This is a genomic window from Azospirillum sp. VT-I1 (genome assembly GCF_055698305.1).
This window is the reverse complement of sequence record NZ_CP168802.1, coordinates 901,036-924,872: the sequence shown is the minus strand read 5'-3', so window position 1 is coordinate 924,872 and position 23,837 is coordinate 901,036. Positions and strand designations below refer to the sequence as shown.

The 23,837-nt window shown below is 69.5% G+C and carries 22 protein-coding genes and 1 pseudogene; 6 read left to right on the top strand and 17 right to left on the bottom strand.

What is annotated here, in order from left to right; genetic code table 11:
* The first annotated feature begins 45 nt into the window (after positions 1-45).
* Both AB8P05_RS18155 and AB8P05_RS18150 read left to right on the top strand, forming a co-directional pair.
* Positions 46-1,488 (top strand): sensor histidine kinase, encoded by a 1,443-nt coding sequence (locus tag AB8P05_RS18155; RefSeq protein ID WP_472759655.1) that lies wholly within the window; start codon positions 46-48, stop codon positions 1,486-1,488.
* Positions 1,485-1,853, top strand: a complete 369-nt coding sequence (locus tag AB8P05_RS18150; RefSeq protein ID WP_472759654.1) for a response regulator — start codon at positions 1,485-1,487, stop codon at positions 1,851-1,853. Before AB8P05_RS18155 ends, AB8P05_RS18150 begins: the two co-directional genes overlap by 4 nt.
* Before the next feature lie 102 nt (positions 1,854-1,955).
* Here the strand turns inward: AB8P05_RS18150 and AB8P05_RS18145 are convergent.
* From AB8P05_RS18145 to AB8P05_RS18090, 12 genes and pseudogenes are all read right to left on the bottom strand, one after another.
* Positions 1,956-2,093: pseudogene (locus AB8P05_RS18145) on the bottom strand (PAS domain-containing protein); the annotation flags it as partial.
* Between the two features lie 438 nt (positions 2,094-2,531).
* The gene (locus tag AB8P05_RS18140; protein WP_472759653.1) at positions 2,532-3,050 is read right to left on the bottom strand and encodes a copper chaperone PCu(A)C; all 519 of its coding nucleotides are present in this window, start codon (positions 3,048-3,050) and stop codon (positions 2,532-2,534) included.
* A 133-nt stretch (positions 3,051-3,183) separates the two neighbouring features.
* Positions 3,184-3,648, bottom strand: coding sequence for a DUF2946 family protein (locus AB8P05_RS18135; protein ID WP_472759652.1), 465 nt, complete (start codon positions 3,646-3,648; stop codon positions 3,184-3,186).
* A 106-nt stretch (positions 3,649-3,754) separates the two neighbouring features.
* Positions 3,755-4,441: an ABC transporter ATP-binding protein gene (locus AB8P05_RS18130; RefSeq protein WP_472759651.1), complete on the bottom strand. Its 687-nt coding sequence runs from the start codon at positions 4,439-4,441 to the stop codon at positions 3,755-3,757.
* A 25-nt stretch (positions 4,442-4,466) separates the two neighbouring features.
* A complete protein-coding gene (locus AB8P05_RS18125; RefSeq protein ID WP_472760127.1) occupies positions 4,467-5,207 on the bottom strand; it encodes an ABC transporter permease in 741 nt (246 codons plus the stop codon).
* An 18-nt stretch (positions 5,208-5,225) separates the two neighbouring features.
* Complete coding sequence (locus AB8P05_RS18120) at positions 5,226-6,221, bottom strand: ABC transporter substrate-binding protein (protein WP_472759650.1); 996 nt, start codon at positions 6,219-6,221, stop codon at positions 5,226-5,228.
* A 135-nt stretch (positions 6,222-6,356) separates the two neighbouring features.
* Positions 6,357-6,824, bottom strand: coding sequence for a cache domain-containing protein (locus AB8P05_RS18115; RefSeq protein ID WP_472759649.1), 468 nt, complete (start codon positions 6,822-6,824; stop codon positions 6,357-6,359).
* A gap of 67 nt (positions 6,825-6,891) precedes the next feature.
* The gene (pedF, locus tag AB8P05_RS18110; RefSeq protein ID WP_455173816.1) at positions 6,892-7,320 is read right to left on the bottom strand and encodes a cytochrome c-550 PedF; all 429 of its coding nucleotides are present in this window, start codon (positions 7,318-7,320) and stop codon (positions 6,892-6,894) included.
* Positions 7,321-7,547: 227 nt separating this feature from the next.
* Positions 7,548-9,302 (bottom strand): methanol/ethanol family PQQ-dependent dehydrogenase, encoded by a 1,755-nt coding sequence (locus AB8P05_RS18105; protein ID WP_455173815.1) that lies wholly within the window; start codon positions 9,300-9,302, stop codon positions 7,548-7,550.
* Between the two features lie 208 nt (positions 9,303-9,510).
* Positions 9,511-10,461, bottom strand: a complete 951-nt coding sequence (locus AB8P05_RS18100) for a quinoprotein relay system zinc metallohydrolase 1 (protein WP_472759648.1) — start codon at positions 10,459-10,461, stop codon at positions 9,511-9,513.
* A complete protein-coding gene (locus tag AB8P05_RS18095; RefSeq protein WP_472759647.1) occupies positions 10,458-11,312 on the bottom strand; it encodes a quinoprotein dehydrogenase-associated SoxYZ-like carrier in 855 nt (284 codons plus the stop codon). Before AB8P05_RS18095 ends, AB8P05_RS18100 begins: the two co-directional genes overlap by 4 nt.
* Before the next feature lie 58 nt (positions 11,313-11,370).
* Positions 11,371-12,249 (bottom strand): substrate-binding periplasmic protein, encoded by an 879-nt coding sequence (locus AB8P05_RS18090; protein ID WP_472759646.1) that lies wholly within the window; start codon positions 12,247-12,249, stop codon positions 11,371-11,373.
* 221 nt (positions 12,250-12,470) lie between these two features.
* On the opposite strand from AB8P05_RS18090, the gene AB8P05_RS18085 reads away from it, so the two are divergent.
* From AB8P05_RS18085 to AB8P05_RS18070, 4 genes are read left to right on the top strand one after another with little or no spacing between them, the layout of a single operon-like run.
* On the top strand, positions 12,471-13,688 hold the full coding sequence (locus tag AB8P05_RS18085) for an ABC transporter substrate-binding protein (protein WP_472759645.1): 1,218 nt from the start codon (positions 12,471-12,473) through the stop codon (positions 13,686-13,688).
* Complete coding sequence (locus AB8P05_RS18080; RefSeq protein ID WP_472759644.1) at positions 13,685-14,665, top strand: YVTN family beta-propeller repeat protein; 981 nt, start codon at positions 13,685-13,687, stop codon at positions 14,663-14,665. Before AB8P05_RS18085 ends, AB8P05_RS18080 begins: the two co-directional genes overlap by 4 nt.
* Before the next feature lie 20 nt (positions 14,666-14,685).
* Positions 14,686-15,474 (top strand): ABC transporter ATP-binding protein, encoded by a 789-nt coding sequence (locus AB8P05_RS18075; RefSeq protein ID WP_472759643.1) that lies wholly within the window; start codon positions 14,686-14,688, stop codon positions 15,472-15,474.
* Positions 15,471-16,274 carry an ABC transporter permease gene (locus AB8P05_RS18070; RefSeq protein ID WP_149224272.1) on the top strand — a complete coding sequence of 268 codons (804 nt, stop codon included), beginning with the start codon at positions 15,471-15,473 and terminating at the stop codon, positions 16,272-16,274. Before AB8P05_RS18075 ends, AB8P05_RS18070 begins: the two co-directional genes overlap by 4 nt.
* A gap of 4 nt (positions 16,275-16,278) precedes the next feature.
* On the opposite strand, the gene AB8P05_RS18065 is transcribed toward AB8P05_RS18070, so the two are convergent.
* The 5 genes from AB8P05_RS18065 to AB8P05_RS18045 form a co-directional block, all read right to left on the bottom strand.
* Positions 16,279-16,977 carry a 2OG-Fe(II) oxygenase gene (locus AB8P05_RS18065; RefSeq protein ID WP_472759642.1) on the bottom strand — a complete coding sequence of 233 codons (699 nt, stop codon included), beginning with the start codon at positions 16,975-16,977 and terminating at the stop codon, positions 16,279-16,281.
* Entirely contained in the window at positions 16,974-18,080 is a 1,107-nt protein-coding gene (gene ada, locus AB8P05_RS18060) for a bifunctional DNA-binding transcriptional regulator/O6-methylguanine-DNA methyltransferase Ada (RefSeq protein WP_472759641.1), read from the bottom strand. The genes AB8P05_RS18065 and ada overlap by 4 nt, the downstream gene beginning before the upstream one ends.
* 95 nt (positions 18,081-18,175) lie before the next feature.
* On the bottom strand, positions 18,176-21,607 hold the full coding sequence (locus AB8P05_RS18055) for a DEAD/DEAH box helicase (protein ID WP_472759640.1): 3,432 nt from the start codon (positions 21,605-21,607) through the stop codon (positions 18,176-18,178).
* A 122-nt stretch (positions 21,608-21,729) separates the two neighbouring features.
* A complete protein-coding gene (locus AB8P05_RS18050) occupies positions 21,730-22,515 on the bottom strand; it encodes a hypothetical protein (protein ID WP_472759639.1) in 786 nt (261 codons plus the stop codon).
* A gap of 74 nt (positions 22,516-22,589) precedes the next feature.
* Positions 22,590-23,777 carry a polysaccharide pyruvyl transferase family protein gene (locus tag AB8P05_RS18045; protein ID WP_472759638.1) on the bottom strand — a complete coding sequence of 396 codons (1,188 nt, stop codon included), beginning with the start codon at positions 23,775-23,777 and terminating at the stop codon, positions 22,590-22,592.
* Positions 23,778-23,837 lie beyond the last annotated feature (60 nt).

Here is a 23,837-nt window from a genome sequence, read left to right as displayed (position 1 = left end):
ACCAGACTGCTCGATCCGCCATCGGGGCTCCTCACATCGGACGGCATGCCCGCCGGTCCGGGGCAGCCGGTCCCCTGCCGTGTCCTGCTGCTGGAGGACAACGGCATGGACGCCGATCTGGTGCGCGAGCACCTGCTGATGATCGACGACCATGATTTCGACATCCAGCGCGTCGATACCCGCCAGTCCTTCATCGACGCGGTCGCCGGCGGCGGTCCCTACGACCTGATCCTGTCGGACTTCGACCTGCCCGATTTCGACGGCATGTCGGCGCTGGCCATCGCGCGCGAACGGCTGCCGCGGGTGCCATTCATCTTCGTGTCCGGCATGCTGGGCGAGGAGAATGCCATCGAGGCGCTGAAGAAGGGCGCCACCGATTACGTGGTCAAGCTGCGGATGGAGCGCCTGCAGGTCGTGGTGCGCCGCGCCCTGGTGGAGGCGCGCGACCGCAACGAACTGGCCGACAAGCGCCAGGCCCTGGCGGAGAGCGAGGCGCGGCTGCGTTTCGCGCTGGAGGCCGGGCGGCTCGGCTCATGGGAACTGACGCTGGCGGACAACCGGCTGCGCGTGTCGTCGATCTGCGCCGCCAATCTCGGTCTGTCCGACCCCGATGAACTCACCAGCTATGACCGGCTGCTGACGCATGTCCATCCCGAGGACCGCGAGTACCAGCAGGCGATGGTCCAGCAGGCGGTGAGCAGCGGCTCCCCGCTGGACATGGAGTACCGCAGCATCTGGCCCGACGGCAGCGTCCATTGGGTGCAGGTGCGCGGCCGCGCGGTCTACGACCGGGACGGCGTGCCGATCGGGCTGGCCGGCGTCTCGCTGAACATCACCGACCGCAAGAAGGCGGAGGAGCGGCAGCTCCTGCTGCTGGAGGAGCTGAACCACCGGGTCAAGAACACCCTGGCGATGGTGCAGTCCATCGCCAAGCAGACTCTGCGCGCCGCCCCGTCGGTGGAAGCCTTCCCGGATGCCTTCCAGTCCCGTCTGCGCGCGCTGGCCCAGGCGCACGACCTGCTGACCCGCCGCCAGTGGCAGGGTGCCTCGCTGAGCGAGATCGCCGCCCTGACGCTGGAACCCCATGTCCATGCCGGCCGCGTCAAGGTCGGCGGGCCGCCGGTCAACCTGACGACCGGGGTGGCGGTGTCCCTTCACCTCGCCTTCCATGAGCTTGCCACCAACGCCGCCAAATACGGCGCCCTGTCCGCGGAGAACGGGCGGGTGGAGCTGGATTGGGAGATCGCGCAGCAGGCCCAGCCGCCGGTCCGCACCGGCAAGGACGGCCAGGCGGGCGCGCTGGTTCTGCGCTGGCGCGAAAGCGGCGGGCCGCCGGTGGTGGCGCCGACCCGCCGCGGCTTCGGCTCCCGCCTGATCGAAAGGGGACTGGCGCACGAGCTGGAGGGCGACGTGGCGCTTGCTTTCGACCCTGCAGGCGTGCGATGCCGGCTGGTGATCCCCCTGTCGTCGCGAGTGAGCCCGCAGTGACCGACGCGAATATTTCCGACCTGACCGTCCTGATCGTCGAGGACGAGCCGCTGATCGCCATGAGCCTGGAGGATGCCCTGCTCGACCGGGGTGTCACCTGCCTGGGTCCGGCCGGCTCGGTCACGGCGGCGCTGGACATGATCGAGGCGGGCGGCTTCGACATCGCCCTGCTCGACGTCAACCTGCGCGGCGAGCGGGTGGATGCGGTGGCCGACCGTCTGGCCGCCGCCGGCATCCCCTTCATCTTCACCACCGGCCATGGGGCGGAGGGTCTGCCCGACGCCCACCGCGCGCGTCCGGTGATCGGCAAGCCCTTCCGCGACATCGACATCACCGACGCGCTGGCCCGCCACCGGCCGCGCTGAGCGGGTTGGCGGATCACCCTCCCCGTTGAGCGGTTCCGATACCACCAGCCAACGCGTCTGGTGGGCATGTCCGTCGAAGAAGCGAACGGCTTTCACCGCGAAGGGGCGATAGATGCCGTCATACCGCCGGTACCGCAGCTGAAGATCATAAGCCTCGTCGTCGAACACAGCTCGCAGCCAGGAATTGGCGGCGAGCATCTGGTCGTCGGGATGGATCACCGAAACCCAGCCGCTGCCCATCATCCGACCTGCCGCCGGACCGAAATAGCGGCGCGTCGAAGCGCTGAGCGTCAGATTCTCGCCATTCGGATCGCAAAGAACCAGCAGAGCGCCGTCGGATATCCGCAAGGATCCGAGCAGCTCCCGCGCAGCTTCGTGCTGCAGATGGCCCGCAAATTCGTCCACGGTCTGGCCCCTGGCACAAGCTGTCGATACCAGTATTATGAAAAATATTTGACACGAATTTGTCAAGAATATCGATCACGCCATTTGTGATCTTAGGTTGATCATCCTCACCCCAGTGTCCGCAAAGAGGGCGATGTTCATCCTATTGTTATCTTAAACTCGGATTTTCTTTGGCTGAGCAAGCTCGGCAATGTCCGCGCACCTGGATGCACAGGGAGCCGGCAGCGACATGCGATGGCTGCCGGCTTCGTTGGCGATGAGGGCGCCCTTGCGTTACTGCTTTCCGGCCTGTCCGGCGTCATGGCCGTGCGCGGCACCGGTATGGTTGTGGCCGTGGTCGGAGCCGCTCTGCCCGGCCGCCTCGATGGCGAGTTCGACCTCGACGGTTCCGGCCTTCTCGAAGCGCAGGGTCAGCGGCACGCGCTCGCCCTTCACCAGCGGCTTCTTGAGGCCGAGCAGCATGACATGCAGCCCGCCCGGCGCGAGCTTCACCGACTCTCCGGGTGCCACGGCGATGAAGGGCACCTCGCGCATCTTCATCACGCCGTTCTCGTTCAGGTGGGTGTGCAGTTCCGCCTTTTCGGCGGCGGGGGTGGAGGCGGCGACCAGCCGGTCTTCCGCCGTGCCGGTGTTGGTCAGCGACAGATAGGCGCCGCCGTTGGGTGCCGACGGCGCGGTGGCGCGCGCCCAGGGATGGCCGATGTCGATCGGACCGGCCTTGTAGCTGTGGGCCAGCGCGGCACCGGCGCCGAACAGGACGAGGGCGGTGGCGATGCCGAGAATGCGCTTCATTGACATGGTCTCCTGATGACGAATGGGCATGGCAGGCGGCCGGCGGAATCCCGGCGGGATCGGGCACGCGATGCGCAGCGACGTGAATGGCAAAGGAAGGGAAGATCGGGCGTGAACGATCACGCGTGCACGATCAGGCGCTCAACGGAGGCGCCCGGGCCTGGAGCGTCGACAGGAACCAGCCCGCGGCGATGCGTTCGCCCGGCAGCAGGCGGGAATCGGCGGCAACCGCCATGGCCGGACCGACGCTCAACAGCGGCGGCGGCAGGGCAAGTCCGCTCACCAGCGGACAGAGCGGGCAATGGCCGCTGCCGAAGGGCTTCGGGTCGGACGGAGCGCCGTGGCCGTCGTCGGCAGCGTAGCCCTTGCCGATGACCGCGCCGCCATAGTGCGCCAGCCCGTATTCAGCGGGATCGACATCGACCGTCGCGAAGCTGCCGGCCGAACAGATTTGCAGAGACGTCGTCTCTCCGGTCCGGGCAGCGGCTGTTGCGACGGGCATCCAGCTCCAGGCGACGACCTGCAGCAACAGCGCGACCATCCCGGCCAACAGGCCGAGCCGCCGCACCCGCCGCACCGTGCATCGACCGAACGCCATCCGGTTCCGCCACCTTCCGCCACCGCCGGACCCAGCCGGCACGGTCGCACCATAGCGCACCCGCATCGGCCGGACGAGGGGCAAATGCACCGGAAAGCGGCAGGTGTCACGCCAGCAGGCGGAAGGCCGGTTCGGGACGGGACAGCAGGTCGCGGCGCATCGTCTCGATGGCGGAATCGTCGCGGGCGGCACGGGGTATGGCAACCGGCACCTCCGCCACCACGCGGCCCGGCGACGGCGCCAGCAACAGCAGCCGGTCGGCGAGCGCCAGCGCCTCGCGCAGATTGTGGGTCACCAGCAGGACGGTGGTCGGCCGACGGTCCAGCAATCCCGCCAGCAGCGCCCGCAGCCGCAACGCCGTCGGCTCATCCAGCGAAACGAAGGGCTCGTCCATCAGCAGCAGGTCCGGTTCCACGACGAAGGCGCGGGCCAGCGCCACCCGCCGCGCCATGCCCAGCGACAGCTGGGTGGGGAAGCGGTCGGCGAAGGGCGTCAGCTCCAGCGCATCCAGCATGGCGTCGACCGCCGGTCCCCTGCGCTGCGCCCGCGGCAGGACCAGCGCCAGATTCTGCCGCACGCTGCGCCAGGGCAGCAGTCGCGGTTCCTGGAAGACATAACCGAGGCGCGCCGGTTCGCCGTCCGGCCGGGTGCCGATGCGGACCTCCCCGTCGAAGGCGCGGTCCAGCCCGGCGACGATGCCGAGTGCCGTCGTCTTGCCGCAGCCGCTGGGGCCGACCAGGGCCACTACCTCTCCCGCCGCGGCGGACAGGGTCAGGCCGCGCACCGCCTCCACCGCGCCGAAGCGCTTGGAGCGGATCTCAAGCGTCAGCGGGCAAGCGCCGCCAGCGCTGGCTGCGCCGCTCGACCGGTTGGAGGACGCCGTACTCCAAAAGCTGGACCACGGCCACGAACGCGACGGTGTAAGCCAGGATTCCTGCGACATCGAAGGTCTGGAAAAGGAGGTTGATCTGGAATCCGACACCGTCGCTGCGGCCCAGCAGTTCGACCACCAGCACGATCTTCCAGATCAGGGCGAGGCCGGACCGCGCGGCGGCGGCGATGGTCGGGGTGAGTTGCGGCAGCAGCACATGGCGCAGCCGGTCGGCGGGCGACAACCGATAGACGCGGGCCATGTCGATCAGCCCTTCGTCGATGGCGCGGGCACCGGCGCGCACCAGGACGACCGTGTTGGGGATCTTGTTGACCGCCACCGCACCGATGGCGGCGGCCTCGGTCAGGCCGAACCAGACATAGGCCAGCACGATCACCACCAGCGCCGGCAAATTCAAAAAGAAGACCAGCCACAGCCCGAACAGCCGGTCGATAACGGGGGAGCGGCCCATCGCCACCCCCAGCCCGGTGCCGATGGACATGGCGAGCGCGAAGGCGCCCACCACCCGCAGCAGCGTGGCGCCGAGATGGTGGAACAGCGCCCCGCTCTCCGCCTCGCGCAGAAGGGATTCGGCGACCGGCAGCGGCCCCGGCAGCAGGCGCCCGCTGACCAGCATCGCCGCCGCCTGCCAGCAGGCCAGCAGCAGCAGGATCGACAGCAGCGGCATCAGGGCGCGGCGCACCGGCTATGCCCCGCCGGTCCAGAAGGTGCCGGGCGCGATCGTCGCCGCATCGCCGACCAGTTCCCGTCCGCCGAGCCGGGCCAGCAGCGCATAGAGCCTTGCGGCGCCGGCCTGCTCCTCCGCCGTCCAGCGGCGAGGGATGCCTTCGCGGTAGCGGTCGCGCAGGGTGCGGAAGGTGGCGTCGTCCTCCGCCTGCATCAGCGGGGCAAGCCGGTCCCAGGCCGCATCCGATTGTGCCAGCAGCGCCTTCGCCTTGCCGGTGGCCGCCTGGAATCCGGCCAGCGCGGCCGGGTTGGCGCGCGCCCATTCCTCGCGGAAGACATAGCCGATGGACGGAACGTCGGCCGGCTGGCCCAGTGCGGTGAGCATGTCAGACACCGTGACCAGCACGCGCAGGCCCCGCGCCTCCAGCCGGGCGGCAAAGGGCCAGTAGGTCAGCACGGCGTCGAGGTCGCCGTCGGCGATCTTGCTGTTCAGCAGCGGCGGCGCGCCGAAGAAGGGCTGGGCGTCACGGTCGAGCGCAAGGCCGTGCCGGTCGCTGGCCAGCGCCTTCAGCAGGAGCCAGCTCTTGTCCAGCGGGCTGCCGGCCACGCCGATGCGCTTGCCGCGCAGGTCGGCGATCCCGGCAATCGGGGAACCGGCCGGCACCACCAGGGCGCCGACGGCGGTGGAATAGGGGATGAAGGACAGCGCCTCCCCCTTCGTGCGCATCCGCGACACCCACAGCCAGTCGGAGACGATGACCTCCACCCCGCCCGCCTGCAGCGCGACCTGCGTGGCCGCACTGCCCGCCAGTTCCACCAGCCGCAGGTCGATCCCGGCCTGCTCGTCGAAGCGGTTGGCGCGGACGGTGTCGAGTTCCCAGCTGACCGTGCCGAACTTCAGCACCCCGGCGCGGACGACCGGCCGTTCGGCGGCGAAGCCGGACCGGAGCGTGGCCGAAGCGACCAGCGCGCCGGCGGCCAGCAGCGTCGCCCGTCTCGTACAGCCTGCCGACATGGTCCGGTCCCCGGCGTCTGGTTGAACCCTCAGTCTAGGGGCATTGCAGATGGTTCGTATATTCAACGATAGGAGGATGGGGCGGCCTATGCGGAGGTGGCGGCCTTCGCCTCCCCGCTCCGCCCCGCAGCACCGTCACTGGTCGTAGGTTCCCGCCCCGACGATGTAGTTGCCGTCGCGGGTGACGTAGGAATGCTTGTGCTCGACCTTGTTGGTCTGGCGGTTCAGCCAGACATAGTCGATGACGGCGCTCGGCTTGTCCTTGGTCTCGGTGATCATCGCCTGAACGATGGGCTTGCCTTCCGCGTCCTTCAGGTCGGCGGCCTCGGAGCCGGCAAGGCGCGGGTTGGCGCCGGAGGCCACGTAACGGCCGTTGGTGTCGAAGACGAAGACATACAGCTCGCCGCGGCGGAAGTTGCCCTTCGGGTCCTGGAAGGCCTTGGTGGCTTCCTCCGGCCCCTTGGCCTTCAGATAGGCGACGGCATCGGCGACCAGCGACTTGGCCTGTTCGGGGGTGGCGCGGTCGGCGGCGAAGGAAACGGCGGCCGGCGTGGCGAGCAGGGCAGCGGCGACGGCGACCAGGGAAGCGGTTCTGCGGATCATGGATAACCACCTTCAAGGAAGTAAAACGGGAGCGGAAAGCCGGCGCCTGACGACCGGCAGCAGGGGATCAGTCCTCGTGCACGGTTTCCAGCCAGGAGCGGATCGACCACAGCGCCTCCTGCCCCAGCGCGTCGCCGAAGGCCGGCATGTAGGTGACGCCGTTGCGGATCGACCCGTTGATGACGCGCTCCTTGAACCACTCGTCGCCGGCGTCGCCCTTTTCCAGGTAACGCAGGTCGGGAGCGATGCCGCCGGACACCGCACCCAGCCCATGGCAGCGCGCGCAGTTCTGGTTGAAGGCCGACGCGCCGATCTCGATGGCGCGCTGGTTGCTGCGGTAGGGGTTGCTGTCGCGCCACTTGTCGCCCAGCTTCTCCAGCCCGCTGGTGTCGACCGCCTGCGGGACGACATCGCCATGGGCATAGACGAGGCCGGGAAGCGCCACGGCGCCGATCAGACCAACAGCGGCTGCAATCCGAAGAATCCGTGCATTCATGGGTAAGACGTTCCCTCTGTTTCTCGCCGCCCTGCGGCTTCTGCTTCGCATGGACGGACGTTATCAGCAGTGGGGGAGGCAAATAATTGGACTATGGTAGGACATAACAAGAAGCAGCCGCATTTTGACTGTGCAGTGTTTACAGACAGGCATGAGCGGACCGGATTGCTCCGGTCCGCTCCTTCCCATCGGCCTTTCGGGTCGGTCGGGAACCGATCAGGAAACGATCAGGCCTTGGGCAGCTTGAAGACCCAGAGCGAGCCGCCCTGGTTGATGTCCTTCACCAGCTTGGCAACGTCGCCGCCCCACAGCGGCACGGCACCGCCCCAGCCGGAGACGACGGCGACATACTGCTCGCCATCCATCTTCCAGGTGACCGGGCTGCCGACCACGCCGGAGCCGGTCTGGAACTTCCAGACCTCCTTGCCGGACTTGGCGTCGAAAGCCTTCAGGAAGCCTTCCGGCGTGCCGGTGAAGACGAGGTTGCCGGCGGTGGTCAGGACGCCGCCCCACAGCGGGGCCGGGTTCTTGTATTCCCAGACGATCTTGCCGGTCTTCGGATCGACCGCGCGCAGCGCGCCGATGTAATCGTCGTACAGCGGCTTGATGGTGAAGCCGGCGCCGAGATAGGCAGCACCCTTCTTGTAGGTGATCGGCTCGTTCCAGATGTCCATGCCCCACTCGTTGGCCGGGACATAGAACAGCTCGGTCTGCGGGTTGTAGGCCATCGGCATCCAGTTCTTGGCGCCGAGGAAGGCGGGGGCCGCGAAGACCGACTTGCCCTTGGCGTCGCCGCTGCCTTCGGTCGGGGCGCCCGGACGGTTGTCGTCGATGTAGATCGGACGGCCGGTCTCGATGTCGATGCCCTTGGCCCAGGTGATCTTGGTGACGAAGGGCGTGGCGTTGATCAGTTTGCCGGTGTTGCGGTCGATGACATAGAAGAAGCCGTTGCGGTCGGCCTTGCCGCCGGCCTTGATGACCTTGCCGTCCTTCTTCAGGTCGAAGGACACGAACTCGTTCACGCCGTCGAAATCCCAGCCGTCATGCGGCGTGGTCTGGTAGTGCCACTTGATCTCGCCGTTGTCCGGATTGATGGCGAGCGTGGAGGAGGTGTAGAGGTTGTCGCCCGGGCGCAGGTGCGAGTTCCACGGCGCCGGGTTGCCGGTGCCGAAGAACAGGCTCTTGGTCTCCGGATCGTAGGTGCCGCCCAGCCAGGTGGCGCCGCCGCCGGTCTTGTACATGTCGCCCGGCCAACTGGCATTGGTCTTGCCGGTGACGGTCGAATCCTTGCCGTTCAGCGTCCCCATGTTGCCTTCGATGGTCGGGCGCTGCCACACCAGCTCGCCCGTCTCGGCATCGCGGGCCTCGACCATGCCGATGACGCCGAACTCGCCGCCGGAGTTGCCGGTGATGATCTTGCCGTCGACGATCATCGGGGCGGCGGTGTTGGAATAGCCTTCCTTGTAGTCCTGCAGCTTCTTGTTCCAGACGACCTTGCCGGTCTCGCGGTTCAGCGCGACGAGGCGGGCGTCCAGCGTGGCGAAGTAGATCTTGTCCTTGTAGATGGCCGCACCGCGGTTCACCACGTCGCAGCAGGGCATGATGCCGTCGGGCAGGCGGTGGTTGTATTCCCACTTCTTCTGGCCGGTGCGGGCATCGACCGCATAGAGGCGGGAATAGGAACCGGTGACGTAGATGGTGCCGTCATAGACGATGGGCTGGGCTTCCTGGCCGCGCTGCTTTTCGCCGCCGAAGGAGAAGGACCAGACCGGGACCAGCTTCTTGACGGTGTCGGCGTTCAGGTCGGTCAGCGGGCTGAAGCGCTGGGCCTGCGGACCCATGCCATAGGTCAGGACCGCTTCGGTGTTGGTGGCGCTCTTCAGCAGATCGTCGTTGGATGGGCCTTCGGCGGCGAGAACGCCGGTGGCGCTGAACGCGGTCAGCGAGGCTGCCAGGGCGAGACTTGTAACCAGACGCTTCATGTGCGGTTGCCTCCCAATACTGATGATGACGGCACCGCCCGGGCAAGGTCCGACCGTTGCCGCAGGACGGGCGGGTCCGGCGGTGCTGGGCGGGATCGGGGCGGCAATCAGGATGTTGGCGGCCGCAAGGGCCGCGTCGCTTCACGATATCGGCAGTGTAGACGGATGATCGGTCGGGTAAATTGTCGGATAGTAGCAGGCGCAAGCGTCAATTGACTTTGGGAAGGCTCTCCTGCTCGATCTTCGGCCAGAGATGGGCGACGGAGCGGCGATACTCTTCGCGCAGCACGTCGAGCACTGCGAATCGCTCCGGAATCGGCAGTTCCAGCGCTTCCGCCATGTCCATGCCGGACTCCACCGCATGGCGCAGCGTGCCGTCCAGCCAGGTCAGCCAGTCGCGGGTCTGGGCGACGCAGGCCTTGTCGGGGCGGATGTTGCCGTGGTTGGGCACCAGCAGCCGGATGTCCAGCGCATCCACCGCGTCCAGCTCCTTCAGCCAGTCGGCGATGGTGGCATGGGGCGTGGTGGGGGTGCGGTTGCAGAAGACGACGCCGCCGGCGAACAGCACGCCCGTCGTCTCGTCCAGGATCATCAGATCGGCGGCGGTGTGGCCGGACAGCGGGATCAGCCGCAGCCGGTGGTCGCCGAATTTGACGGTGGAGCCATAGACCGGCTCGGTCGGCACCGTCACCTCGGTCCCGCGCATCCAGTCGCCGACCAGCCGGTACATGTTGTCGGCGATGCCGTTCCCCTCCTCCTGGATGCCGGCGATGGTGCCGGGCAGCGCCGCGACCGGCACGTCGGCGAAGGCCTGGGAACCCAGCCAGTAATCAGGGTGCAGGTTGCTGACGAAGACCTTGCGGATCGGCTTGTCGGTGACCTTGCGGATGGCGGCGCGCATCTCCTCGCCATAGCGGCGGGACGGGCCGGTCTGGATGACGATCACCCCGTCGGCGGTGACGATGAAGCCGGAATTCAGGATGTTGCCGCCGTTGGCGCGGGTGAAATGCTTGGTTGATCCTTCGAACACATAGGTGTCGGGGGCGATGCGCGTCGGCTTCAGGTCGTAGGTCAGCGGGCCGGCGGCCTGGGCGGCGGCCGTGAGAACCGTGGCAAGGGCGGCGGCGAGCGCCAGCCGGCGCAGGAGCTTCATCGTCATTGTCCGACGCTCCGCAGCGGGTCGGCCGGGCGCAGCGTCATCGCCGGCCGGGCGCCGGGCGGCGGCATCGGGATGACCGCGTCGATCTCGCCGCCCTGGTTGTCGCGGCCGCGCAGCACCAGCGCCTTGGCGTCCGGCGGCGGGCGGACGTCCAGCGAATAGACCGGGTTCTCCGACACCGGCTCCAGGCTGTCGATCCGCGCCAGCTCGGCCGGACCGCCGGGGGTCTGAGCCTGGACCGTCAGCGTCTCGACGAAGAAGGCGGGGATGCCGTCGACGAGACCGGTGTCGTTGGGATGGCGGATGCGCAGCCGCAGCCGCGCCACCCCGTCCGCATCCGCCGGCCACAGCCGCGCCTGCACCTCGCCGACATGGTCGGCCCAGTCCTTCTGCGCGTAGGACACCGGCGGGGCGCTGCAGCCGCCGCCTGCCGCATCGACCAGGACGCCCGACACATGCCAGACGCCGTCGGCTGTCCGCGCCGCGCCGCGCACGGCGGTCGCCTGCTGGATCTTGATGCGGGTGGCGATGTAGGGCGCGGCGGTGCCGGGGTGATAGCGCAGGATCAGGGGGAAGGGATTGAGGTCGGCAATCGCCAGCATCTCCACCACCTGCCCTAGGGCGGTGGCGTCGACGGAGAGCGGGACGGCGCGCGTGTCTTCCGCCGAGGCTGGGGCCGTGACCTTCACCGCGCTGTCGAACACCACCGGCGCGCCGGCGAAATACTGCTCGCGCAACACCTCCCACATGACGGAGCCGAGCGGGTCGGAGGGAGAGGCCGCGGCGAATGCGGGGGCGGCTGCGAACAGCAGCGCTGCGGTCAGTTGGCCTCCGAGCAAGGCGTGTCGCATGCAACTCCTCCCAATCGGCAGTTTCCCCTCTCCCCGGGGGGAGAGGGAACCCTAGCTCTCACTCCACCAGCGGGGGCGGGGTGTGGGTGGCGCCGTAGCTGGCGAAGATCTTCGCCATCGTCCCGTCCTCGGTCAGGGCGCTCACCGCGTCGCCGACGGCATAGACGAGATCGCGGGAGTTCTCCTTGGTCGCCATGCCGACGTTCCAGCTCGAGGTCATCATCCCCGGCAGGGTCACCGTGGTGATGGGGAACTGCTCCGCCCGCGCGCCAAGCGCCGCCTGCACCTGACTGAGCGGCGCCAGCACCGCGGCGGCCTCGCCGGAGGTCAGCTTCTCCACGGCGGCCTCGGGCGTCGGGCAATGGATGATATGGCTGCGCAGCCGGCCGCCCTGCAGGCCCAGCAGGAAGAAGTCGGGGATGCTGTCGATCTCCACCGCGATCGGCTCGTCCGGCAGGGTCGCCAGCATGGCGGAGCGCACCCGCTGCGGATTGCGGGCCAGGGCGAACACCTCGTGATGGTAGGGGCCGAACAGCACCGCCTCCGGGTTCATCAGGCCGAACTGCTTGTCATAGGGGATGTGCATCATGATGTCGGCCAGCTCGCCGCCGAACAGGCTGCCGCGCCACACCGCGACGCGCAGGTCGTCGGACACCGTCTCCCCGGCGATCTGCTCCACGATGTCGGCCTTCACCCCCAGCTTTCCCGCGATTGCACGGGCAAGATCCACGTCGATGCCGACCAGGGCCCCGTCCTGCCGGAAGGAGAAGGGTCGGAAATCGCGATACACGGCGACGCGCAGCCGGCCGCGCTCCATCACCTCGTCGAGCGGGCGGGCGGAGGCATTCCGCGGAACGGCCGACCCGACCGACGCCCCGATGGCGGCACCGGTTGCGGCGAGTCCGGAGAGAAAGCGGCGGCGGGTGACGGGCGCCATCGGAGGTTCCGGCAGTGGTTTCCTGATCGAACGGACCGCCAGGATAGCCATCAGTCAGTCACGCCAATAATTGGACTTTCGTACAAGATGAGGGTGGGCCGCAGCCGTTCTGCGGACGCTTCACCCCCACGGGACCCTGTCCATCCTCCCATAGTCGCATTCCGGAGGTTGGATTCGCCGGATAGGCTGCACACCAAACTGTTTGCGTTCCGACGGATACGATGACGAAGACACGCCTGCTCCACAGCCTGTCGCTGGCCGCATTCGGCGCCGTTCTGCTCGCCGGGACGCCGGCCGGCGCCCAGCAGCCCGCCGATGCGGATGCCGGCGAGATCCGCATCGGCTTCCTGTCGCAGACGCCGGAGCCGCCGCCCTATGTCGCCAACCCGGACGAGCCGCCGACGGACGACGGGCTGGCCGGCGCCACGCTGGCCATCGCCGACAACAACACGACCGGCAAGTTCCTCAAGCAGTCCTTCGTGCTGGACAGCGTTGAGGTGCCGCCGGACGGCGACGCGGCGGCGGCCCTGCGCGAGTTGGCAGGACGCGGCGGGCGCTTCGTCGTCGTCGATGCGCCGGGTGCCACGGTGGACGCGCTGTCGAAGCTGCCGGAGGCGCGCAACCTGCTGATCCTGAACGCGAATGCACCCGACGATGCCCTGCGCGGCGCGGCCTGCGCGCCCAACCTGCTGCATGTGGCGCCCAGCCGGGCGATGCTGGCCGATGCGCTCGGGCAATATCTGGTGAAGAAGCGCTGGCCGCGCTGGTTCCTCGTCACCGGCCGCCGGCCGGAGGACAGGCTCTATGCCGACGCCGTCCGCCGCACCGCCAAGCGCGTCGGCGCGCAGATCGTGGCGGAGAAGGATTGGACCGCCGACAGCGACGTGAACCGCACGGCGGAGGCGGAAATCCCCGTCTTCACCCAGGCCAAGTCATACGACGTGCTGATCGTCGCCGACGAGGTGGGGGAGTTCGGCGATTATCTGTCCTACCGCACTGCCGATCCGCGCCCGGTTGCCGGTACCCAGGGGCTGGTGCCCACGGTCTGGCACCGCACCCACGAGCAATGGGGGGCGGCGCAGCTGCAATCCCGCTTCAAGGCGGCGGCCAAGCGGCCGATGACCGCCCGCGACCACAATGGCTGGACCGCCGTCCGCGTGGTGGGGGAGGCGGCGGCCCGTGCCCGCACCGCCGACCCGGACCGGCTGATCGCCTTCATCCAATCGCCCGACTTCACCATGTCCGCCTTCCGCGGCGCGCCGTTGACCCTGCGTCCGTGGGACGGGCAGCTGCGCCAGCCGGTGCTGCTCGCCGCCGACCGCTCCGTCGTGTCGGTGTCGCCGCAGGAGGGCTTCCTGCACCCGCGGACCGAACTGGACAGCCTGGGCTACGACCAACCCGAAACACTCTGCAAGACGCGAGGGAAGAAGACGCCATGACATCCGCCCGCCTGCCCTGGTTGCCCTTAACGGCTTCCCTGCTGACCGCCTTCCTGGCGTCCGCCGCGTCGGCCCAGACCATCTACGTGTCCAACGAGAAGGACAACAGCCTGTCGGTGATCGATGGCAAGACGCTGGCGGTTGTCGATACCATCAAGGTCGGCAAGCGTCCGCGCGGCATCACCCTGTCGAAGGACGGCACCCAGCTGTTCATCTGCGCCAGCGACGACCACGCGGTGCAGGTGCTCGACCTCGCCACCAAGAAGGTCGTCCACAATTTGCCCTCCGGCGAAGATCCGGAACAGTTCGCGCTGAGCCCCGACGGCAGGAGCCTGTTCATCGCCAACGAAGACAGCAACGTCGTCACCGTGGTCGACGTACCCACCCGCAAGGTGGCCTTCCAGGTCGATGTCGGGGTGGAGCCGGAGGGGATGGACGTGAGCCCCGACGGACGCTGGGCCGTCAACACGTCCGAGACCACCAGCATGGTGCATTGGATCGACGTGGAGAAGCGGCAGGTCACCGACAACACCCTGGTCGGCCCCCGCCCGCGCCATGCGGAGTTCACCAAGGACGGCGCGCAGCTGTGGGTGTCGTCGGAGATCGGCGGCACCGTCAGCGTCATCGACACCGCCACGCGGCAGGTGAAGAAGGCCATCGACTTCCACATCAAGGGCGTCGCCAAGGACCGCATCCAGCCGGTGGGCGTCAAGCTGACCGACGATGGCCGCTATGCCTTCGTGGCTCTAGGGCCGGCCAACCATGTCGCGGTGGTGGACGCCAAGACCTTCGAGGTGAAGGATTACCTGCTGGTCGGCCGCCGCGTCTGGCATCTGGCGCTGACGCCCGACCAGAAGACGCTCTACACCACCAACGGGGTCAGCAGCGACGTGTCGGTGATCGACGTCGACAGCCTGAAGGTGACGAAGTCCATCAAGGTCGGCCGCTATCCCTGGGGCGTCGTCGTCAAGGGGTGATGGGAAGAGGGAGCAGCAGGATGACGGTGCCGGCACTGGAGGTGGAGGGGCTGCGCCACAGCTATGGCGGGGAGCGCCATGCGCTGGAGGATGTCGGGTTCCGCGTGATGCCGGGCGCCTTCACCTGCCTGCTCGGCCCCAACGGGGCGGGGAAAAGCACGCTGTTCGCGCTGGCTGCCGGACTGCTTCGCGCGAGCGCGGGCCGAGTGCGCATCCACGGCCACGACATGGCGCAGGCTCCCAGCGAGGCGCTGGCCCGGCTGGGGGTGGTGTTCCAGCAGCCGACGCTCGATCTCGACCTGACGGTGATGCAGAATCTGCGCTACTTCGCGGCTCTGCACGGCATCGGCCGGCGCGAGGCCGACCGGCGGATCGAGACGGAGCTGACCCGCCTGTCCCTGTTCGAACGGCGGGGCGAGAAGGTTCGCGCCCTGAACGGCGGGCATCGCCGGCGGGTGGAGATCGCCCGCGCCCTGCTGCACCGCCCGTCCCTGCTGCTGCTGGACGAACCGACGGTCGGGCTGGACATCCCCGCCCGCCGCACCCTGATCCGCCATGTTCATGCGCTGTGTGCCGAGGACGGCATCGCCGTGCTGTGGGCCACCCACCTGATCGACGAGATCGACCCGGCCACCGACCATGTGGTGGTCCTCCATCGCGGCCGGGTGCGGGCCAGCGGCCCGGTCGCCGCGGTGAATGCCGAAACCGGATGCGCCACCGTGGCGGAGAGCTTTGACCGGCTGACTGCCGCCAAAACGGTCGCCGACCCGAGCGCCGATGTGGGCGCGAATGCGGAGGCCGCGGCATGAGCGGATGGTGGATCGCCTTCCAGGGGATCGTGGCGCGCGAGGTCCTGCGCTTCGTCCATCAGCGCGAACGCTTCCTGGGCGCGCTGGTCCGGCCGCTGGTCTGGCTGTTCGTCTTCGCGGCGGGATTCCGCGCGGCGCTCGGCATCGCCATCATCCCGCCCTACGAGACCTACATCCCCTACGAGACCTACATCGTGCCGGGGCTGATCGGCATGATCCAGCTGTTCAATGGGATGCAGGGCTCGCTGTCGATGGTCTACGACCGCGAGATGGGCAGCATGCGCATCCTGCTGACCAGCCCGCTGCCGCGCGGTTTCCTTCTGCTGGCGCGGCTCTTGGGCGGGGTGGTGGTGTCGGTGCTGCAGGTGGCGGCCTTCCTGCTGATCGTCCGGCTCTATGGCATTGACCTGCCGGCCTGGGCGCCGCTGACGGTGCTGCCGGCCCTGCTGCTGAACGGGCTGATGCTGGGCGCGCTGGGCATGGTGCTGGCCTCCACCATCCGACAGCTGGAGAATTTCGCCGGGGTGATGAATTTCGTCGTCTTCCCCTTGTTCTTCCTGTCCTCCGCCCTCTATCCGCTCTACCGCATGGAGGAGGCCGGGCCGCTGCTGTGGTGGCTGTGCAGCCTGAACCCCTTCACCCATGGGGTGGAGCTGATCCGCTTCGCGCTGTACGGGCAGGTGGATGGGCTGGCGCTGGCGGTCGTCACCGGCGCCACCCTGCTGTTCGCGGCGCTGGCCGTGCGCGGCTACTCCCCCGCCCGTGGGATGGGATCGCGGGCGCCGTCGGCTGCGGGGTGACGCCTCACGCCGCGTCGTGGAAGATGATGCCCAGCGTGTAGCGTTCGCCCGACCTGACCGGGCTGACGCCATGGCGGTGGCGGACGCGGTAAGGTCCGCGGGTTCCCTGGACCGGGCGCTGGTCCACCGCGAAGATCACCCCCTCCCCCAGCCCCAGCGGCACGACGGTGGCGCGCGACTGCATGCGCGGGCGCTGTTCGGTCAGCACGAACTCGCCGCCGGTGAAGCCGCTGCCGGGCTCCGACAGCAGGATGGCGATCTGCAGCGGAAACACCGTCTCGCCATAGAGGTCCTGGTGCAGGCAGTTGTAGTCGCCGGGGCCGTATTTCAGCAGAAGCGGCGTCGGGCGTGTCTGTCCCGCGGCGTGGCAGCGCTCCAGGAACTCCGCATGCTCCGCCGGGTAGCGGGTGTCGAGCCCCATCGCCGCGGCCCAGCGGTTGGCGACCGGCGCCAGCCGGCGGTAGAGCGGCGCCCGCAGGGCAGCGATCGGGTCCGGCAACGGGTGGGTGAAATACTTGTACTCCCCCTTGCCGAAGCCGTGCCGCTCCATCACCACCCGGCTGCGGAAGGGGCCGTCCTGCGGGTAGAGGCCGGCCAGCGCCGCACAGGTCCCGGCATCCAGAAGCGGCCCGGTCAGGGCATGGCCGGCGGCGTCGAGGTCCGCCCCGATGCGGTCCCAGTCCAGATCGTCCACCGCCGTCACCGCGCCAACTCCTTGCGGTCTTCCGCCCTTTCCCTCTCCAGCAGGTCGCGCTTGCGCTCCACGCCCCAGCGGTAGCCGGACAGGCCGCCGTCGGAGCGCACCACCCGGTGGCAAGGAATCGCCACCGCCAGCGGGTTGGCGCCGCAGGCCCGCGCCACCGCCCGGACCGCCGCCGGCTCGCCGATGGCACGGGCGATCTCGGCATAGCTGGCGGTCCGCCCGGCGGGGATCGCGCGCAATGCCTGCCAGACCCGCTGCTGGAAGGCGGTGCCGCCGATGTCCAGCGGCAGGGCCAGCCCGGTTCCCGGCGCCTCGACCAGCCCCACCACCTGCGCCACGGTCGCCTCGAATCCGGCGTCGCCGCCGATCAATTCGGCCTTGGGGAAGCGGTCCTGCAGGTCGCGCAGCAAGGCCTCCGGATCGTCGCCCAGCAGGATGGCGCAGACCCCGCGTTCCGTCGCCGCCACCAGGATAGACCCCAGCGAGCAGACCCCGACCGCGAAGCGGATCGCCTCCCCCACCCCGCCGCGGCGGTAGGCGGTTGGCGTCATGCCCAGCCTCGCCCCCGCCGTCTCGTAGAACCGGCCGGACGAGCCATAGCCGGCCTCATAGATCGCCTCGGTCACGCTGCCCGCCTCCTGCAGGGTGCCGGCGACGCGGGCGGCGCGGCGGGCTTCGGCATAGGCGCGCGGGGTGACGCCGGTCGCCTGCTTGAAGATGCGGTGGAAATGGTGCGGGCTGAGCCCGGCAGCGGCGGCAAGCTGGTCCAGCGGCGGCACCTCCTCCGCCTCGTCGATCAGGCGGCAGGCGCGGGCGACGGCCTCGGCCCGCCGCTCGGCCTGGCTCGGGCCGTCCGGGCGGCAGCGCTTGCAGGGGCGGAAGCCCGCCCGTTCGGCCTCGGCATTGGTGTCGTAGAATGCGACATTCTCCGGCCGGGCCGGGCGCGCGGCACAGCTGGGACGGCAATAGACGCCGGTGCTGCGGACCGCATAGACGAACCGCCCGTCGGCGGCGGGATCGCGGCGGCGCAGAGCATCCCAACGGCCGGCGTCGGTGTCGGTATCGGCGATGGCGGGTGCGGCGGTATCGAGTGCGACGGTCATCTGTCCCTCTCCCTCCTCGAACCATACAGGCATCAAGGCGTGTTGAGGGGGCAATCTGGGCCGGCGGACAACACCGCGCACTCCGCCGCTTGCTTTCAAATTGCGCTTTCCTTCTTCCTCCTCTGTGCCTTGCGGACAATCGCCTCGATGCAGTCCAGCACCCGTTCGGCATTGGCGAGCCGCCCGTCGGCGTCGGGGGCCTCCAGCGCGGCGGTCAGACGGTCGTCCTGGGCGCGCAGCAGGCCCTTGGAACGCTTCGCCAGAGTCGCCGCCCGCTTGTCGGCGCGCTCCCCGCGCAGGGTCGCCGCCACCCCGGCCGGACCGCAGCCGAGGGAGGCGATTCCCAGCGCCCGGCAGCGGCAACGCAGCGACGCCACGGCCAGCAGGCGTTCCACCGGATCGGGCGGCGGGCCGAAGCGGTCCTCCATCTCCTCGCGCAGGGATTCCAGCTCGCCGGCCTCGCGGGTGCGGGCGATGCGGCGGTGCAGGCCGATGCGCAGCTCCTCCTCCGGGATGTAGGCGGTGGGGATGCAGTGCGGCACCGCCACCGTCACCTCCGGGTCCCAGCGTTCGTCCGGCTGGCGGCGCAGCGACCGCAGGGCGTCGGCCAGGATGCGCTGGTAAAGCTCCGTCCCCACCGCGCGCAGATGGCCGGTCTGGTCCTCGCCCAGCAGGTCGCCCGCGCCGCGCTGGTCGAGGTCGAGCATGCTCAGCACGAAGCCGCCGCCCAGGCTCTCGATCACCTCCAGGGAACCCAGCCGGCGGGCCGCCCGCTCCTCCAGCGGGTGGTCGGTATCGGTCAGGAGATAGGCGTAGCCCTGCACCGCCCCGCGCCCCACCCGGCCGCGCAGCTGGTGCAGCTGGCCCAGCCCGAACAGGTCGGGGCGGAACAGCAGCAGCGTGTTGGCGCGCGGGATGTCGATGCCGGATTCGATGATCGGCGTCGACAGCAGGATGTCGCTCTCGCCGTCGACGAAGCCCATCACCGCGTCGTCCAGCGCCGCCGCCCCCAGCCGGCCATGCACCACGGCGATGCGCGCGGCCGGCACCAGCTCCCGGATCCAGTCCTCAAGCTCGCCCAGGTCGGCGATGCGCGGGGTGACGCAGAAGACCTGCCCGCCGCGGCCGAGTTCGCGCAGCAGGGCGGCGCGGGCGGTGGTGGGATCGCGCGGGGTCACGGCGGTGCGCACCGGCCGGCGGCGGGCCGGTGGGGTGTCGATGATGCTGAGCCCGCGCAGGCCCGCCAGCGCGCCCTGCAGCGTGCGCGGGATCGGCGTGGCGCTCAGCGCCAGGCTGTGGACGCCCTTGGTCCGCCGCTTCAGCGCCTGTTTCTGGGCGGCGCCGAAGCGCTGCTCCTCATCCACCACCATCAGGCCCAGACGCTGGAACCGGACGTCCTTCGACAGCAGCGCATGGGTGCCGACGACGATGTCCACCGACCCGTCGGCCAGCCCAACGCGCACCCGCTCGCTCTCCGCCTTGGTCATGGCGCCGGTCAGGGGCTCCACCGTCAGGCCGAAGCCGGCGAAGCGGCGGCGGAACACGTCGAGATGCTGGCGGGCGAGGACGGAGGTCGGGGCCATCACCGCCACCTGATGCCCGGTGAAGGCAACGGCCGCCGCCGCCCGCAGGGCCACCTCCGTCTTGCCGTAGCCGACGTCGGCGCAGACCAGATGGTCCATCGGATGCCCCCGGCGCATGGCGTCGAGCACGGCCTGGATGGCGCTCCGCTGCCCCTCCGTCGGGTCGAAGCCGAACCGGGCGCCGAAGCGGCGCATGCGGTCGGCCGGCGGGTCGATGACCGGCGCCGTCTCCCGCGCGCGGCGGCGGGCTTCCCGCAGGATGCCCTTGGCGGTCTCGCCGATCTCCGCCTCCAAGGTGGCGCGGCGGTCCAGCCAGCTGGCGTTCTTCAGGCTGTCGAGCCGGGCACCGGTGTCGGCCGAGCCATGGCGCCACAGCCGGTCGAGGTCGGCGGTCGGGACCAGCAGCCGGTCGTCATGGGCATAGTCCAGAACCAGGAAGTCGGCGGTCGCCTCCCCGCCCGCGCCGTCGTCGGACGCGATGGCCTCCAGCCCGACCAGTTGGCCGATGCCGTAATCCAGATGGACGACGAAGTCGCCGGGCGCCAGTTCCGACGGCGCCAGCGGCGGCCGGGCCGGGGCCTCGCGCCCCCGCTCCCCGGCATGGCGCGGCGCCACCAGCACGGTCATGCCGTCGCAGACGAAGCCGCCGCCGGTCCGCAGAGCCAGAACGGCGCAGTCCCCCGGCGCGAGCGGCGGGTCCGGCCAGCGCTCCAGCAGCGGAACCGGCCGCTCCAGCACCGCCGCCGCCCGCTCGGCCAGCCGTTCCGCCTCGCCCGGACCATCACCGGGACGGGCGGCGAGCAGCACCGCCCCGCCCTCCCCGGCCAGGGCCGCCGCCCGGCGCAGAAGCGTGCGTTCGGTCCGCACCGCCTCCACCGCCGGCCCGGTGAGCATTTCCACCGGCAGGACCCCGCGGGCGGCGAGCCTGTCGTCCAGGGCCTCGGCGCCGATCAGGCGCCGTTCCAGCACCGGCACCGGCAGGATGCAGGCGTCGTCACGGCGGATGCGGCGGTCGGGGCCGGACTCGGCCAGATCGTCAGCCCGCGCCTCGATGCGGTCGCGCGCGCCGGCATCCAGAACCACCTGGGCGTCCGGCAACAGGTCGAGCAGCAGCGGGCACTCATCGAAGACATTGGGAAGCTGAAGGTCGAAGGCGTAGGGCCGGCGCCCCTCCTCCAACTCCCGCCGCAGGCCCTCCGGCAGGACATAGCCCAGCTTGGCGAGATTTGCGGTCAGCCGGTCGAGCATTTCTGGCCCGACGATCAGGTCGGTGACCGGGCCGAGCGCGATCCCGTCGATGGAGGCGATGGAGCGCTGGGAAACCGGGTCGTACAGACGCAATTCGCGCACCACGCCATCGGCGATGTCGCAGCGGACCGGCCGGTCGCAGTCGCCGGGGAACACCTCCACCACCGCGCCGCGGATCGCCGCCTCACCGGGTTCGTCGACCCGCTCGTCCAGCACATAGCCGGCCCTGGCGAACCAGCCGCGCCACGCCGCCTCGTCATAGGCCATGCCGCGCGTCACGTGGAATCTTGCGCCCGTCCAGGCTTCCGGCGGCGGCAGCCGTTGCAGGGCGAGGTCGGCCGACGCCACCACCAGCCGGCCGGCCGCCGGTGCCGCCTCTTCCGCGAGCCGCATCAGCCCGGCGGCGCGGCGCCCAAGCACGGCGCGCGACGGCGCGGCCCGGTCTCCCGCAGCCGTCTCGTCGATGGGCAGCAGCACGACGTCGAGGTCCGGCGCGATGTCGCCGGCCAAGGCGGCCAGCCGGGCGGCACGCCCGTCGCTGCGCGCAAGCAGCAGGACGCCGCCGGGGCGGCGGGCGAGCGTCGTCAGCCGGACGGCCAGTTCGCCTTCGCTTCCGACGGACAGGCCGCTCGGGGAAGGCGGCGGGGAAGGCGATGCCTCGGGGGCGGGATCGGCGACGGGCACTCCGTCAAGCATGATGGGCAGGCATGGTGGGAGGGCTCCGGTCGGTGAGGCCGTGCGGCAGGAAGGGCCGCAGGGGTTCAACACCGCCAGGTCCTTCCGGTTGCCTACCCTTCAGTCTAGCGGAACCTTCCCGATCAATGCAGCGTCAACCAGCCCGCCAGAACGGCGATGAAGGCGCCGGCCGTCGATCCCAGCACGGTCAGCAGCGGCGACCAGCCCGTCCCGCCGCCCTTTTCCGCGGCGGCGCCATCCAGCCCGCGCAGGGTCTGGTCCATCCGCATCAGGAACACCTCCAGGCCGCCGACGCGCTCCGTCAGTTCCTGAATGGCGGCGGCCATCGCCTCGGTCCGCTCCGCCTGTGCGGTCTCCAGGCGGGTGGCGTCGGTGCGGAGCGCCGCCACCCCCTCCCCGGCATCGCGCAGAATCCGGCCTATGGTCTGCTGGGCGGCGGCAAGCTGGCGCTGGTCGCGGCGAAGCGCATCGATCCGCTCGCCGATGCGCTGCAGATGCGGCCCCAGCAACCGGTCGAGCCGCTGGTCCTCCGGGTTGGGCTGCGCGAAGGTCACGGTCTCGCCGGTGGAGGGCGAGCGGACGACCGCCACCACCCGCGATGGATCGGCACCGTCGGGCAGGGTCAGTTCGGCTTCGAAGGCGTGCGCGCCGTCGCCGATGCCGCCGCCTTCCAGATCGGGCCGCGGCCGGTCGGCCAGCACCCGCGCCAGCGTCACCGGCGGACCGCCGTCCCGCTCCAGCCGCAGTTCCACCTCCAGCCGGTCGCCGGGATGGTTGCCGTCCCAGCCCCAGCCGAAGACGCGCCCGCCCTGCAGGGCGTCGATATGGCCGACGATCGCAGCACCCTGCGGCGCCTCGGCCGCGGGAGCGGGGTCGTGAAGCTCGACGATCTTGGCGGTAGCGGACATGGGACCCGTTCCGGTTGGTTGGAGAATTGGCTATTTCCCTCTCCCTCCTCGGGAGAGGGAAATAGGGCGCCCCCTCACGCCGCCTTGCGTTCGGTGCTGCGGCGCAGGGTGTGGCTCGGCATGCGGTGGGGGACGTAATTCTCGTCCAGGAACTCCCGCATGTCGCGATAGCGCTGGTAGTAGGTGCGGTTGAACTTCTCGAACAGGCTCTGGTCCCAGTATTCCTCCAGGACGAAGGGCTTGTCCGAATAGACGTTGTAGCAGGGGATCGCGAAGGTCTCCGCGAACTCGGCCGTGCGGCTGTCGTAGCTGAAGTAAACCGACGGCGTGGCGTTCGACAGGGCCATCAGGTTGCCGTGCAGGCGGTAGCCCAGCACCAGATCCTTCGACCGCACGAGGCTCTCGTAATCGGCGACGACGTCCGAGTACCACAGGCGCTCGCGGTACAGCGCGTCCATCTCGTCGTCGAAGTACCACTGCTTCAGCCAGGCGCTGTCATGCAGGTGCGTCCAGGCATCCGCCTTCTGCTCCTCGGTGCCCCACAGCAGCTTCTTCTCCTCCACCTCGCCCTGCATCATCAGCACGGTGTCGAAGCGGCGGGAGATGTCCTTCACGAAGTCGCGGTGGCGTTCCAGATACTTCCGCACGTCCGGCGAATAGTGCTTGGAGACCTCGCGGCGCATGGTGATGCCGACCTTGCGCACGCTGTCGAGCGCCGGCAGGTCGATGCGCAGTTCCGGGTCGCGGTTGCGGAAGGCGGTCGGGCAGCCGACGATGCGGGTGTTCTTGATGCCAAGATCCCACAGCACTTCGGCGGTGTAGGTGCCGCGCACGCCCAGTGTCGTCGACTTGTCGGCGATCAACCGCCAGATGCGCTTGCTTTCCTCGGTCAGCGTCAGCTTGCCGGTGGCCGGCGCCTGGGCGCCGACGCCGAAGGCGATGACGGGGATGCGCAGCTTCGTCAGCACCTGGATGGTGGCCGCCGGCCAGTCCATCGAATCGTGGATGTAGTTGCTGCCGCGCAGGAAGACGTAATCATATTCGGCGTTGATCCGGTCGACGACCTCCTGCCGGAACTCGCGGATTTCCAGCACGTCGAGCTTGTCGTAGGTCAACAGCTTCAACGAAGAGTCGAAGACGAAGGCGTCGCCGATGTTGTGGTAGTGGTCGATGCTGCGCTGAATGTCCTGGTAGCTGTACCAACGCACGCAGTCGTGATCGTAGACTTCGCCCGACGGAATCATGACGAGGATGTTGGCCACGGCGGCTCTCCCTTGGTTGGGCGGCAATAGGGTGGATTATACCCGGATCGTCGCCGGGCG

What these genes read in the sequence shown, in the direction of transcription:
- AB8P05_RS18155 (WP_472759655.1), top strand. Translation starts at nt 46, where the DNA reads ATGCCCGCCGGTCCGGGGCAGCCGGTCCCCTGCCGTGTCCTGCTGCTG.
- AB8P05_RS18140 (WP_472759653.1), bottom strand. Translation starts at nt 3,050, where the DNA reads ATGAAGCGCATTCTCGGCATCGCCACCGCCCTCGTCCTGTTCGGCGCC.
- AB8P05_RS18135 (WP_472759652.1), bottom strand. Translation starts at nt 3,648, where the DNA reads ATGGCGTTCGGTCGATGCACGGTGCGGCGGGTGCGGCGGCTCGGCCTG.
- AB8P05_RS18125 (WP_472760127.1), bottom strand. Translation starts at nt 5,207, where the DNA reads ATGCCGCTGCTGTCGATCCTGCTGCTGCTGGCCTGCTGGCAGGCGGCG.
- AB8P05_RS18120 (WP_472759650.1), bottom strand. Translation starts at nt 6,221, where the DNA reads ATGTCGGCAGGCTGTACGAGACGGGCGACGCTGCTGGCCGCCGGCGCG.
- AB8P05_RS18115 (WP_472759649.1), bottom strand. Translation starts at nt 6,824, where the DNA reads ATGATCCGCAGAACCGCTTCCCTGGTCGCCGTCGCCGCTGCCCTGCTC.
- pedF (WP_455173816.1), bottom strand. Translation starts at nt 7,320, where the DNA reads ATGAATGCACGGATTCTTCGGATTGCAGCCGCTGTTGGTCTGATCGGC.
- AB8P05_RS18105 (WP_455173815.1), bottom strand. Translation starts at nt 9,302, where the DNA reads ATGAAGCGTCTGGTTACAAGTCTCGCCCTGGCAGCCTCGCTGACCGCG.
- AB8P05_RS18100 (WP_472759648.1), bottom strand. Translation starts at nt 10,461, where the DNA reads ATGACGATGAAGCTCCTGCGCCGGCTGGCGCTCGCCGCCGCCCTTGCC.
- AB8P05_RS18095 (WP_472759647.1), bottom strand. Translation starts at nt 11,312, where the DNA reads ATGCGACACGCCTTGCTCGGAGGCCAACTGACCGCAGCGCTGCTGTTC.
- AB8P05_RS18090 (WP_472759646.1), bottom strand. Translation starts at nt 12,249, where the DNA reads ATGGCGCCCGTCACCCGCCGCCGCTTTCTCTCCGGACTCGCCGCAACC.
- AB8P05_RS18085 (WP_472759645.1), top strand. Translation starts at nt 12,471, where the DNA reads ATGACGAAGACACGCCTGCTCCACAGCCTGTCGCTGGCCGCATTCGGC.
- AB8P05_RS18080 (WP_472759644.1), top strand. Translation starts at nt 13,685, where the DNA reads ATGACATCCGCCCGCCTGCCCTGGTTGCCCTTAACGGCTTCCCTGCTG.
- AB8P05_RS18075 (WP_472759643.1), top strand. Translation starts at nt 14,686, where the DNA reads ATGACGGTGCCGGCACTGGAGGTGGAGGGGCTGCGCCACAGCTATGGC.
- AB8P05_RS18070 (WP_149224272.1), top strand. Translation starts at nt 15,471, where the DNA reads ATGAGCGGATGGTGGATCGCCTTCCAGGGGATCGTGGCGCGCGAGGTC.
- ada (WP_472759641.1), bottom strand. Translation starts at nt 18,080, where the DNA reads ATGACCGTCGCACTCGATACCGCCGCACCCGCCATCGCCGATACCGAC.
- AB8P05_RS18055 (WP_472759640.1), bottom strand. Translation starts at nt 21,607, where the DNA reads ATGCTTGACGGAGTGCCCGTCGCCGATCCCGCCCCCGAGGCATCGCCT.
- AB8P05_RS18050 (WP_472759639.1), bottom strand. Translation starts at nt 22,515, where the DNA reads ATGTCCGCTACCGCCAAGATCGTCGAGCTTCACGACCCCGCTCCCGCG.